Source organism: Neobacillus mesonae (genome assembly GCF_001636315.1).
GTDB classification, from domain to species: domain Bacteria; phylum Bacillota; class Bacilli; order Bacillales; family Cytobacillaceae; genus Neobacillus; species Neobacillus mesonae.
Window position 1 is genome coordinate 5,557,458 of the sequence record NZ_KV440949.1, and the last position, 12,906, is coordinate 5,570,363.

General features: G+C 36.4%; 15 protein-coding genes. 3 read left to right on the plus strand and 12 right to left on the minus strand.

Features of this window, described 5'->3' with window-relative positions; genetic code table 11:
- Window positions 1-286 precede the first annotated feature (286 nt).
- The 10 genes from A6749_RS27895 to A6749_RS26200 all read right to left on the minus strand — a co-directional run bounded on the left by A6749_RS27895 (window position 287) and on the right by A6749_RS26200 (window position 8,330).
- Window positions 287-436: a cold-shock protein gene (locus tag A6749_RS27895; RefSeq protein WP_153043083.1), complete on the minus strand. Its 150-nt coding sequence runs from the start codon at window positions 434-436 to the stop codon at window positions 287-289.
- Window positions 433-972 (minus strand): protein kinase family protein, encoded by a 540-nt coding sequence (locus tag A6749_RS26165; protein ID WP_066399676.1) that lies wholly within the window; start codon window positions 970-972, stop codon window positions 433-435. Before A6749_RS26165 ends, A6749_RS27895 begins: the two co-directional genes overlap by 4 nt.
- 332 nt (window positions 973-1,304) lie before the next feature.
- A complete protein-coding gene (locus tag A6749_RS26170; RefSeq protein WP_084797993.1) occupies window positions 1,305-2,363 on the minus strand; it encodes an alpha/beta fold hydrolase in 1,059 nt (352 codons plus the stop codon).
- A gap of 70 nt (window positions 2,364-2,433) precedes the next feature.
- On the minus strand, window positions 2,434-2,892 hold the full coding sequence (locus tag A6749_RS26175; RefSeq protein ID WP_066399678.1) for a hypothetical protein: 459 nt from the start codon (window positions 2,890-2,892) through the stop codon (window positions 2,434-2,436).
- Window positions 2,893-2,931: 39 nt separating this feature from the next.
- Window positions 2,932-3,702, minus strand: a complete 771-nt coding sequence (locus A6749_RS26180) for an SDR family oxidoreductase (protein ID WP_066399679.1) — start codon at window positions 3,700-3,702, stop codon at window positions 2,932-2,934.
- Between the two features lie 808 nt (window positions 3,703-4,510).
- Entirely contained in the window at window positions 4,511-5,905 is a 1,395-nt protein-coding gene (locus A6749_RS26185; protein WP_084797994.1) for a cytochrome P450, read from the minus strand.
- Window positions 5,906-6,262: 357 nt separating this feature from the next.
- On the minus strand, window positions 6,263-6,463 hold the full coding sequence (locus A6749_RS26190; protein WP_027322326.1) for a cold-shock protein: 201 nt from the start codon (window positions 6,461-6,463) through the stop codon (window positions 6,263-6,265).
- Window positions 6,464-6,958: 495 nt separating this feature from the next.
- Window positions 6,959-7,336: an SET domain-containing protein gene (locus A6749_RS26195; protein WP_066399681.1), complete on the minus strand. Its 378-nt coding sequence runs from the start codon at window positions 7,334-7,336 to the stop codon at window positions 6,959-6,961.
- Window positions 7,337-7,546: 210 nt separating this feature from the next.
- Window positions 7,547-7,696, minus strand: coding sequence for a DUF3934 family protein (locus A6749_RS27900; RefSeq protein ID WP_084797995.1), 150 nt, complete (start codon window positions 7,694-7,696; stop codon window positions 7,547-7,549).
- Between the two features lie 433 nt (window positions 7,697-8,129).
- Window positions 8,130-8,330, minus strand: a complete 201-nt coding sequence (locus tag A6749_RS26200; protein WP_027322326.1) for a cold-shock protein — start codon at window positions 8,328-8,330, stop codon at window positions 8,130-8,132.
- Window positions 8,331-8,737: 407 nt separating this feature from the next.
- Between A6749_RS26200 and A6749_RS26205 the strand changes: the two genes are divergently transcribed.
- The gene (locus A6749_RS26205) at window positions 8,738-9,037 is read left to right on the plus strand and encodes a hypothetical protein (RefSeq protein WP_066399682.1); all 300 of its coding nucleotides are present in this window, start codon (window positions 8,738-8,740) and stop codon (window positions 9,035-9,037) included.
- Between the two features lie 659 nt (window positions 9,038-9,696).
- Here the strand turns inward: A6749_RS26205 and A6749_RS26210 are convergent.
- The gene (locus A6749_RS26210; protein WP_066399688.1) at window positions 9,697-9,897 is read right to left on the minus strand and encodes a cold-shock protein; all 201 of its coding nucleotides are present in this window, start codon (window positions 9,895-9,897) and stop codon (window positions 9,697-9,699) included.
- A gap of 654 nt (window positions 9,898-10,551) precedes the next feature.
- On the opposite strand from A6749_RS26210, the gene A6749_RS26215 reads away from it, so the two are divergent.
- Window positions 10,552-11,001, plus strand: a complete 450-nt coding sequence (locus tag A6749_RS26215) for an SgcJ/EcaC family oxidoreductase (RefSeq protein ID WP_066399691.1) — start codon at window positions 10,552-10,554, stop codon at window positions 10,999-11,001.
- 31 nt (window positions 11,002-11,032) lie between these two features.
- Complete coding sequence (locus A6749_RS26220; RefSeq protein ID WP_066399693.1) at window positions 11,033-11,389, plus strand: VOC family protein; 357 nt, start codon at window positions 11,033-11,035, stop codon at window positions 11,387-11,389.
- Between the two features lie 267 nt (window positions 11,390-11,656).
- On the opposite strand, the gene A6749_RS26225 is transcribed toward A6749_RS26220, so the two are convergent.
- Window positions 11,657-12,748, minus strand: coding sequence for a DUF3626 domain-containing protein (locus A6749_RS26225; RefSeq protein WP_066401217.1), 1,092 nt, complete (start codon window positions 12,746-12,748; stop codon window positions 11,657-11,659).
- Between the last annotated feature and the right edge of the window lie 158 nt (window positions 12,749-12,906).

Below are 12,906 nucleotides of genomic sequence, written 5' to 3' on the forward strand. Positions count from 1 at the left end.
TAATTTTTCTGCCTTCTTATTAAACGAAACTGACCAAATAGAACAATAAAAATTGTAGTTTGTATTTTCAATCAATTGTTGAATTCTAGAATTCTAGAATTCTGTTCTTTAGACAAGAAAAAGCACCCAATATGGCAGCTTGTTATTAAAGTAAAGCAAACTTAAGTGTTTACCATTTGGATTACTGTTTTCATGTTCCCTACTCATAAGTGAGTGGTTTTTTGTTTTTTATGATAAATAAAAAACAGACTCTAAAAAAAGAGTCTGTCCATGTTTGGCATTATAATTAAGCCTTACGAACGCTAGCTGCTTGGGTTCCAAGGTGACCTTGTTTAACATCAAAAGTCACTTCTTGACCTGAGAAATGAACGAATGCATCTTCTCCGCCTTCACGTTCGATGAATCCGAAGCCTTTTTCGTCATTAAACCCTTTTATTGATCAGCCCTTTTGTACAAAGGTGTTGTTGTAAATAGGCCATAATCAATCACAACCATTTGATTGTCATCTGTTAACGCTATATTTGCGAGCCTTAAATCTACTGGAATAATCCCATGCAGTAAAAATATTAGTGACAGCTTGCTCAACTTCTCAAGGTTTTCTATATTAATAGAAGCCTTCCGCTCCATCTTCTTCATGACAATCCAACCATTTCCCTTTACCAATACCGGACAGAGATAGTTTCGGATGTTCGGGTTGGAATTGATATACAAGGTATGTTCTTGAGTGTTGCATATCATTCCTAATTCCGAGAAAGCAATTTTTAAAACATACCCACTTCCAAGATCATAAACCAATCTGTTAAAACCATATCCGATAACATTATAGGGAAGCTCAAGCGTCCTTTGAGCCAGTTTTCTTTTGTCACTTGGAAGACGAAGAGGGTTTTCTTTCATTTTCGATATCCACCCATCAATCGTACCAATGTCATTAATCGTTAAAAATGAGCTTTCTTTTTCATTATGAAATGGCATATTTCTCATCAACCCCTTAATTATAAATTGTTTATTTTTTGCTTAGGGCATGTCTGAAAAATCCATTTATTAGAATTAGAGATTTTCCCAAGGATTATTTATTTCTATAAGTTTTCTAATGCTCAAAGTGTATAAGGAAAGTTATGACATTCGGAGGAGTCGAAGGGGCTTTCCGCCGTTAATGAATCGAACTGCTGCTCAAAAATGTTCCTGAATACGTATCTAGAAAACCCGTGCCATGAGTCGTAATCGTAATCTTCGTGATAAGGTAAATAAAAGAGCAAAATCATGTTTGGATTCCCCCCCTCTTTTCTTATTCTGTTATTCGCTAATTAAATTGGAACTGACCTTTCATGAAGCCAGTTTTTCAAATACTTTGGAACTCCACCTTTTAGTGAAAAGCCAACATGTCCTCCCTCTAATGAAATATATGTTTTATCTTCACTAGAGACAAAATCCATTACAGGATAGGTAAGATTCTCAGGTACTAGCCTGTCGTTCTTTGAAGAAACTACAAGTAATTTTGCATTGATTTTATGAAGGTCTGCAAATTTACCATTAATATAAATTCCGCCACGGATTAGCTTATTTCCGATTACCATGTCATTCATAACTTGTTTTAATGCTGCACTAGGAAATGGAATATGACTTTTAGTCCAATGATTAAAACGATACCAATGATCAACGTAATCTTTATCATACGCCCTGTTTAACAACGATAAATAGTGACTAAAGTAAACCGGCGAAGTTATGGCTCGGACACCAGCCTCAATAACAGGTGCAGGAACTAAACCAATAGTGTCCAAAGGGTCATCAATGTTTAGCTGGCCATTTTTTGCTGCATCTAACCATTTTTTGAAAGTAGGAAAAGAGGAGAAATCGATTGGGGCAACTTTTAGGATTAAATTCTTAATTGGTTCTTCTGCAATGGCAGCATACATTGCGGCCAACGTGCCGCCAAGACAATAGCCTATTAAGGTTACCTCTTTGGCTTTAGAGTGATTAAGGACTTTTTGAACTCCTTTTTGAATATATTTAGTGATATAATCATTGATTGTTAAATCTTTATCCTCATACCCTGGGACACCAAAATCTATCAGATAAACATCAAAGCCTTCCTCAACAAAACTTTGTATAGTACTTGAACCTGGTCCTAAATCAAGAATAAAAGGCTGATTTACCAAGGAGTAGATAAGGACTAATGGGATTTTGTACTTTTTTTGTTTAGCTGGGTAAAACCAGACTGTTGCTTTATTTTTTTTCCAAATTGCTTGTCTTGGAGTAAGATTTGACTCTGGAGGTAAAGAATGAAAAACATTTATAAAGCCCTTCCAGCGTTCTTTTTCTAGCTCCAAGTAGTCCTTTTGCTTTTTCTTTTTCTTTTTTGACATTTTTCATCTTATCCTTTTCGTGAATTGTTTAGATACATTTGAATTCATCCTTGACCTTTATCAAAGGTAATTAATGAAATGTTTTTCGGGATGAATTGGACCAATTTCTTTGTAGAGATTTAATTGGGATTTCATCGTTAATATTGTTAAAATCTATACTCATACTGTTTCGAATAGTATTGGCCAGTTCGTTTATACGCTCGTCCAACTTATCAACCTTTTCCTCAGTTTGGATTGCAACCCTGGCCACATTAGCGATATCATTTTTGGTAGGAAGGAGTAATATATTGGAAATTACTTCAACATACTTTTGAAGAGATTTGATATTATTTGTAATAAAACCAGAATGCTGATTTGCTAATCTTACGAGATCCTCATTATCCAATAAGTCCTGAATGTGTCGATTGATCTGATGTTCTACGGCAAGTCCTGATTTTTTTAGATCTGTATAAAAGGCAGCTAATTTTTCCTTCCTATGTTTCTTTTTCTCTTTCTTGTTCTTTTCTGTTTCCTTGAATTTATCCTTCATAATTTTTTCCCCCAATCAGTGATAATGATTATTATTTTGTTAAACTAAGGCACTAATTCCTCCATCAACTATGAGAATATGACCGGTAATATAATCAGAAGCCGTAGAGGTTAAGAGCAAAATTGGCCCCGCTAAATCCGTGTCACTACCAAATCTTCCAGCTGGGATATGGGCATGTAGTGGATGATTGCTTTTTTCTAAAAGACCCTGTGTAATTTTGGTTGGGAAGAATCCAGGAGCAATCGCGTTTACTTGGATATTATGTTTAGCTAGCTTGACTGCCAAATCCTTTGTAAAGGTAATGATCGCACCTTTACTAGTATTATAGGCAATCGTATCCATGATCTCCGGATTAACACCACCTAATCCTAGAACGGATGCTATATTCACAATCTTTCCGCTTCCCTGTGGAATCATTACTTTTGCTACAGCCTGACTAAATAGGAAAGGACCTTTTGTATTTACATCCAATACATAATCCCATTTTTCTTCCGGCAGATCCATAAATGGTGCAAGCCATGAAGCCCCGCTATTATTTATGAGGATATCTATCGTTCCAAAAGTGTTAACGGTCTTCTCAATTACTTTTTGAATGTCGTCCACTTCTGTTACATCACATTTAATGGCCAAACACTTAACGCCATATTCGTCTAATTCCTTACAGACTTCTTGGCAGGCCGCCAACTTTCGCGAGCAAAGCACAAGATTGGCACCGGCTTTAGCAAGGGCAATCGCCATCTGTTTTCCTAGCCCCCTGCCTCCACCTGTGATAATAGCTGTTTTCCCTTTTAAATTAAATAACTCTTCCAACTACCCCTCTCCCCCTTACTTGTTCAAGGATTCTATATATTATAGACAAGCATAATCTCAATGTGCATAATCTAAGAATTTCATCCATGCCCTTTTTGATTTGTAACTAATGGAGGAGGAAGTGACTCATTCCAAACATGTTATAACGCCATAAACATTGGTTAGCTGGACAAAGAGTTGTGTATCCATTTCTTTTGGATTTATAGCAAGGCCAGTTTATTGAACATTTCATCCAAATACGCTTTGAAATTGTAAAATAACTCCATGCTTGTCCATTTCAAATAATTTGACTTACCATATGATGTACCATCCCTATGTAATACAAAAGATGTTAGCATTCATTGCATTGGTTATTGTTAGAGTTTTGCCCCGGTCGAAGTGCTTTTTCATCTTTTTCTTGTTGTTGGTGCACAAACTTATGAAGGGATACTAGTTTCAAAGTCTATTAAGATAACTTATTGTCCAAGAAAGGAGTGATCTGCATGTCTCTACGCCACAAAAGACAAAAAATCAGAAAATTTTTTAAAGCATTCTTGAAAAGAGTCTTAAAAGATTAACACTACATTTTCGTAAAAGATTAACCAGGTTTTTTTAACAGGGTAAATTGAATAACGCAGCCATTGGCTATCCATGAAGCTTTAAAAAAAGGACAGTACCTTTAACTGCACCCCAATTGTTTGACACAACTAACAATTGGGGTGCAGTTTTTGTATAGCTAAATATTCCTTTGAGCTTAAACTAGAGGCCGAATTTTCCTATTTAAATGGTTTAATAAGTTACTAAGCATATCGATTTAAGCAAAACCCCCTTAGAAACTTGGATTGGAATCAGTTGGTTCCTGTTTATTTCTTTCTTCCAAATTCATCCTTAATCCCCCTCTAGGCCTAAGAGTGATAGAGGGAAAAGGTATCACCGGACGGTGGTCCAGAGCGAGATTTATCTTGAACCGCTGGGAAATAGTAGCGAGGATGAGTACCGCTTCCATGAAAGCAAAGTGATTGCCGATACAAACCCTTGGCCCTCCCCCAAATGGAAAGTAAGCGTAAGCAGGAATCGTTTTTAAAAAGTTGTTTTCAAATCGTTCGGGACGAAAAGACTCTGGATCAGGAAAATACTCGTGTTTGTGATGCATCACGTATTGGGACACCATGATGGTGTCTCCTTTTTTAAATCGGTAATCGCCTATTTCGACATCTTCCTCTGCTTGACGCCCTGTAATATAGGCTGGCGGATATATCCTCAAGGACTCCCAAATAATATTTTGAGTATATGGTAAGTTCATAAAGTCTGCCGGAACCGGATGACGATTTCCAATTACGTTATCAATCTCATCAAAGAGTTTCTTTTGCGCTTCTGGATACTGGGAAAGTAGGTAAAATGTCCAGGATAACGCATTTGCAGTGGTTTCATGACCTGCGAGAAAAATGGTCATAACTTCATCGCGTACTTGAGTATCCGTCATGCCAATGCCATAGTCGTCATCTCGCGCGTCCATTAAGATACCCAGCATATCCTCGTGCCTTTCCTGATCTTTTCTTCTGTTATCAATAACGCTATACAGTACTTTATTAAGCTTGTCTAGTGCGTCCTTATATTCAAGGTTCGTTTTAGTTGGAATCCATAAAGGTAAATTCAGTAGTGTCCTCATTCTTTTTAAAGCAACTCTCATAGCGGTTTCAATCGGCTTGCCAAGAATGCTATATCCTTCCTTGAAATCCAAACTGAACATCGTTTTTGATATGATTCCTAATGTAATGCTCATCATATCCTGCGTCAGAATGCGTTCTTCCCCGTCCTCCCATTTGGAGACAAAATCAGTAGTTATATCAATCATATCCTGACCATAGTTAATAATATGCGACCTTTTAAACGCAGGCTGAATCAGCCTTCTCTGACGCATATGGGTCTCTTTTTCACTTGTCAACAGACCTTCTCCAATAATCGGTTTTAGTGCATGGAAATCTTTTGATTTAACGAAACACTTTGATTTTGTGACTAAGACCTGCTTAATCAATTCAGGATTTGAAATCAGGTACACATTTTGCAAAGGCCCGAAACGAATTTTTACTACTTCGCCATATCTGGAAGCCTTATTCAAAAAAGTGAGAGGGTCTTCCCGGAATTCTTTTAAATGTCCATTAAACAGCTTTCCCCCAGGCACAATCGGAACTTTTCCTTTGTTTAATAAATCTGCTTCATTCAACTAGGGGCACATCCTTCCATACTTAATAATTTCGTTTAAGCATTTTATGCGCATTGCATCAAAAGGCTTGTACTCCAGCTGAAAATTTTGAGGTTTAAGAGTTCCCCATCCTTATTGCCCACTCGATGGCTTCTTCCCTCGACTCCATATGAATCAGAAGGAACTCGGCAACCAATTCCCTAGATTCCATAAATAGATATTTTGAGTATAAATTAGAAAAAGCTCAGACGAATGTCTTGAGCTTTCATTGTTAGGTTTATTGCAAACCCAATCACAATTTAATACTTATTTTGTTTTTTTTATGATAAATAAAAAAACAGACTCTAAAAAAGAGTCTGTCCATGTTTGGCATTATAATTAAGCCTTGCGAACGTTAGCTGCTTGTGCTCCACGTTGACCTTGCTCAACATCGAAAGTCACTTCTTGACCTTCTTCTAATGTTTTGTACCCTTCGCCTTGGATCGCTGAGAAATGAACGAATACGTCTTCTCCACCTTCACGCTCGATGAATCCGAAGCCTTTTTCGCCGTTAAACCATTTTACTTTACCTTTTTCCATGTTTGTTGCCTCCTAGTGTGCTAAGCACACACAATGTATTACTATCCTTGCTCTCAGTGATCATTAAGACGAAAAGTTTTTACTTATACTATCCTTTACACCGAACAAAAATAATTCTTCTTTAGAATAGCATTTTTTGAAATTGTTTGCAAGGAACATGATTTTATTAATGTACCCGTTACTAGAAAATGAAAAATGAGCGCTTAACCTTATTCCATCATTGCGCCTATTAGCTGAATAAGATTTTTAGTTCTTCTTTCCAGACTGATTAAAACTTTCCTTCCTTTCGTATGGAATAACTAAGATTAGACTCATAGTTCAATTGATGCCCCGTTTAAAAAAGAGCTCCCCACACGGGCAGCTCTATCTTTATTATAGAATTGTGTTTTTCATATTAGCATACATGGCCATTACTGTCTCATCAATATCATCTCTAGACATCCTCATCGCTTTTTCAGCCCGTGCATAACGTTTTTGAATATTTGGCTTCCCTTTTCAGTCCTGATTGAACCAAAGTGGATCTTTGTCATCCACATCGCCATTATAATTGATTAGAATCTCTTCTCCTGCTTTTATATCTGCGTAAGCATAGAAGTCAAATGTGTGATTTTCAAAATTAATCTCATAAATTGCATTAGGTTCGTAAGAATGATTAAACAACATTCCATAACCAAGAAGGATTGCAGAATGATTTTTTCCATACTCAAAAGCGTAATCAGCAAGTAAGGTTTGCTCAATGTATTGATGCTGGTCGTTTGGATAAGAAATGACAGGTGCTTCGTGTAAAAGCTCTCCTTTTTTGATATCACATGTAGCAAATACCCCTCTATCGAATTCTCCATCACTTAATGGAGATTTTTTTACCTCGATCATGTTGTTCGCCTACTCACTTTTAAAATTTTCTTTCTAACTGTAACCATTAAATTGAACAATGAGCTCTTTTTATTTAGAAAAAAGAATCTCCAATATATGTTTTGGATATGTACTTTTAACTACTTCCATACCCTATTGTTAATGTGTAACCGGAACTGGTTACATCAATTATTTTTATAATGACAATACAAGATGAAGTCATCACTATGATTAGTGGTCATTTTCACCATCCGTTTTTTTTGTACCTTTACTTATATAAGGTTTAGCACTCTTTGATTTGTTGGCACTAGCTTGCCAACGATTCCATCCCTTCTTGCCTGTTCCTCTGCCTGTTCCGCCTTTACTCTTAGCTTTACTCAAATCATCACCTCAATATTTTTCTAAGTTGAGTAACCTATCTATTTAGTTTTAGTATATTTACTCGGTTACTAAACAAGCTATTGCAATAAATTAAATCATACCGGTCTCATAAAAGTAGAAACAATAAACCATTATCGACTACACGAAATATCCATTTTTTATTAACCTGCCCCGTTAACAAAATAAGAAAAAGTGATCCTACAATCATAGCACATTTATTTGTTTCAGTCTGTTTCTATGTTGCAACAGAGTTTTTCACTTAGAAAAAAATACAAAGAAATTAGGAGATCTATAATTTATATGCTACACTTGGTTTACCATTTGATTTACTGTTTTCAAGTACCCTGCTCATCAATGAGTGGGGTTATTTGTTTTTCTAAGAAAAATAAATAACAGACTCTAAAAAAGAGTCTGTCCATGTTTGGCATTTTATTTAAGCTTTACGAACGTTAGCTGCTTGTGCTCCACGTTGACCTTGCTCAACATCAAAAGTCACTTCTTGACCTTCTTCTAAAGTTTTGTACCCTTCGCCTTGGATAGCTGAGAAATGAACGAATACGTCTTCTCCACCTTCACGTTCGATGAATCCAAAGCCTTTTTCGCCATTAAACCATTTTACTTTACCTTTTTCCATGTTAGTTACCTCCTAGTGTGTTAAGTACACACAAAGTATTACTATCCTTGCTCTCAGTGATCATCAAGACGAAAAGTTTTTACTAATACGATCCTTTACACCGAACAAAAATAATTCTTCTTTAAAATAGCATTTTTTGAAATTATTTGCAAGGAACCCTAATTCTTAATTAGAAATAATGGATTAAATAAATGTTCTTTTGTATCGGATAATAGGAAATATCAGTTGATATCATACCTAACATCAATTCCTTTTCTAATACATCCCCTCTTTCTTCCACGTCCAACAGCCATTGGTTTTAATGAATATAGGAAAATAAATAAAGTGTGACCCATTATGGAAAGTATATTTCTATTATTTAGTGAAAAAATAACTATTGTAGAATGAATGAACAAGGAGGAATCAATATGGCTCACTTCTCGGATCTTCACCATACTGGAGAAACGGTAATTGAATCTGGAGAATATATAGATTCAGGTGGAACAAATAAGGAACTTCGTCAAGGAGAAACATTTCCAAATTGCCCTGTTACAGGAAAGGCAACAACCTGGACCCATGCAAGCCACACTCATCGAACAGGTGAAACTGTTATGGAATCTGGACATTATATAGATGCACATGGGGAACATGTGGTTCTTCAACAAGGAGACAAGTTCCCAAATTGTCCAAAGACAGGTGAGGCAATTACTTGGTCGCATGAACAATAATTGAAAAGTTACCATAATAACGATTTAAATTAGAAAAAGTTTAAAAAATGGCTTAGAAAAAATCTAATCCATTTTTTTATTTTTATGATGAACTGATTGATGACTATTTTGTCATAAACTGTTTGTTCTAAATGCATTCATTTACAGTAGGCCCGTTATATTGATATCGGAATTGTTTTAATACAGTTTATATATGGAAAAAGATTCAGCATAATGCCGAATCTTTTAATAGGGGGAATTGCAAATTGTCCTAGTTTGCAAAATTAATTTTACCGAACTTTTATTAACATCTTATGAACAAAGTTTTACCATACATTAAATAGCTAATTAAAAATTACTACCAAACTGCTCCCTGCTCCGTAAGAGGAATAAGAAAAAGTCTGCATCATCAACCCCTACTGTTCAACTTGAGCTATCCTTTAGTTTTAGTTAATATCTTCAATTTTGTCACTATTTCGATATCTTTTATTTTTAGCAAATACTTTGAAGTTTAGTGATGGAAAGGTATGATTCCTAGAAATTATGTGTTACAATTGTTTTTACCGTTTGATTTACTGTTTTCATGTTCCCTGCTCATAAGTGAGTGGGGTTTTTTTGTTTTTTATGATAAATAAAAAAACAGACTCTAAAAAAGAGTCTGTTCATGTTTGGCATTATAATTATGCCTTGCGAACGTTAGCTGCTTGTGCTCCACGTTGGCCTTGCTCAACATCGAAAGTCACTTCTTGACCTTCTTCTAATGATTTGTACCCTTCGCCTTGGATAGCTGAGAAATGAACGAATACGTCTTCTCCACCTTCACGTTCGATGAATCCGAAGCCTTTTTCGCCGTTAAACCATTTTACTTTTCCTTTTTCCATGTTTGTTGCCTCCTAGTGTGCTAAACACACATTGTATTACTATCCTTGCTCTCAGTGATCATCAAGACGAAAAGTTATTACTTATACTATCCTTTACACCGAACAAAAATAATTCTTCTTTAGGATAGCATTTTTTGAAATAGTTTGCAAGGAATCCAATTTTTTAATCATAGCCCCCGTTTAATGGAACAAGAAACGTTCTTATTGTTCCTCTTCATCACATAGCTCTTCAGCAATCTGCTTTATTCGTTCCATCGTTAAACCTTTTCTTTGTTCAATTGCTAAGGGATGGTTAGTTGGCCATCCCATCTTTTAACATAAGCTAACCGTTAGTTGAAAATGAACTCTAAATATATGAAATCTCAGTGGTAAATCATTTTCAGAAAATGTATGAGTAGCGAGTTGCGTTTAATTGTTTATAAAGTAAGTCTCATACAGCTAAAGTTGGAATCAAGTTCATCAATTTGACTGATTAAATATGTTTTATCTCCCTTTATGATTGAAATAAATCATAATATTACCAAAACATTGGAATCGAATGCTGATAAGGTTTCACTAAATTACCAGTTATCTCCTTAACACAAGAAAGTATAGATAGTGTGAATTATGGAAAGAAACCAAAAATCCCCAATAACATTAGGAGGAGAAATGTATATGTCTAACAAACCCGAAGTTTACAATTCAAGAGAGGATCGGCAGGAAGAAATAAACGCCATTCGGCAAACCATCATCGAGATTGAGGCTGCATTTAATCAACATGATGCAGATGAATTAGATCGACACTTCGCTCAAAACGCCATATGGGTCAATGTGGTCGGTGTGCAACTATCTGGTTGGAAGCAAATCAATGAAACGCACAAAGTTATCTTGGAAGGACCACTCCGCAACTCATATGCTCGTTATACTGTCGATAGCATTATTTTTGTTCGTCCAGATGTGGCTACTGTACACATTCGGCAATATCCGACAACCTCAGAAGGGAAAATTATAGAAAACGGCCAAGGCAGTCTCGCCATTTACGTGATGGCTAAAGAACAGGGAACGTGGATGGTTGCTGCTGGACAGAATACGATAGTCCAAGAAACCCACGTTAGTGGGGAGTAAGATATTATCACTAAGAAGAGGAGTGTAGCCTATGAAACTAAACCATCTCAATCTCACGGTCACTGACGTTAATGCAGCTCGTGAATTCTTTGAGAAATATTTCGACCTGCAAACCAAGAGCATACATGGCGATTCATTCGCTGTACTGACCGACGACAACGGGTTATTGCTCGCCTTAATGAAAGGTACTCAGGTCAACTACCCCAAGAGCTTTCATATCGGCTTTTCGCTGGAAAGCGAAGAGCGAGTGAACGAGATCAATCAACGCTTGAAGGATGATGGGTTTGATGTGAAACCCCCGCAAAGGTTGCATGGTTGGACATTCTATGTTAAAGCACCGGGTGGATTTACTGTCGAGATTCTCTGTAGAATGAGGCATATTCAATAAAGGCTCTTTTTCTAACACAATGTTGCGTTCCAACTGTATTTAGTGTGTTCAATCGTTATATTCGGAAATATCCGAGCGTTATTTGCACAAAACTGCCCCTTTAGTTCAATAACTTCAACAAAAAAACTTCTTAGAATAACGCACCTTAAGTCGAAAAAAGGCTGCAATTAGCAGCCGGATCTTCAAGAAATGCACCCGTTAGTTTAAGTGCATTACTTTACAATCGTATTTATAAAATAAAAGGGGGACATAAAAGAATCCCCCTTATTATTTCAATATCGTATAAGACTCTCCATATCTAACTAGAACATGCCACAATAGCTTTAATTCCTGAAGTACCTCCTTAAAGCTGCCGCGCTCTTTCCAATTTTGAGGATTATGGTGAAGGTCCATTACGGCACAACCAATTACACTTGCATTGATACAATTATTTTGTGCAATACGTTTTGCCAGAGAAGGCATGGATGGTCCTCTAAAGTCAGAAGGAACTTCATCTACCCTAAGTAGAAAGCCCCTATGCCAATATAATTCAATTGAATACTTAAGACATAGTTTTTCTAAAGTTGTTCCGATAAGCGTCTCTTTAAAAGAAGGGTCTGCAACAAGCACTTCCACATCTTCTTTAAGTGAAATATCCCCATGAACTTGGGCTTCGATGTAGTGATTAAGATTCCGATTTGGTTCTTTTTTTTCAAGGTCCGTTAACTTTTTCTTAAGTTTAACTAGTAAATGATCTATTAATATTGTTGGTGCCATATCCCTTTCACCAATTGCAGATTCCCTAGTGAACGCCTCTTCTAAGAGTGCAGCTAAAATCATATCAAACTCTTCATACGTCCCCTTTTCCCTTGGGTCTTGATGAGAATCTAAATACGTAAACGTAGAGCGATATGAAACTTTGGGAGATAAAAGAAAGTAACATGAGCCAAAACGTGGAGCAGGTCCATCTGAGTGTAACATTATATTCAGTGCACCGTATTTTGGGCGTTGATTATTAGTTGTACCCTCCGTTTGATATGCTCCTCCGAAGATTCTATTCTCCCAAAGGTCACGTTCACCACCTGGAAGAGCAGATACGCTACCGTTAGATATAAGTGTTTCAAACTGACTCCTATATATTCCCTGCTCTAATAGTGCTTCGGCAATGCTTTTCATAGTTGAATCTGGTCTATCGGGATGAAAATGGAGTCCAATTCGTGCATTAGCTTTTAAACTTATAACCGCTTTTTCGAAAATGTCATCTGGGATATTCGACATTTTTAGTATATGATTTATTATTGCTTTAGCTTCAAGATTATGGTTTCTGGCATAATTGGTAATATAGTTCAAAGCCAATTGTTGAGACCGAGATAATTCCACCAATTAATTGTTCCTCCTCTCCATTAATAACTTCTTTTATGTGTTCTATATATCTCCAAAATAAGCAAGTACAACAAAGTTATCGCTCCCTTTTCCCCTGTTCACACCCGTACATGCGACTTTCACCGCATACGGCGTTCCAACTGATCCAATTAATC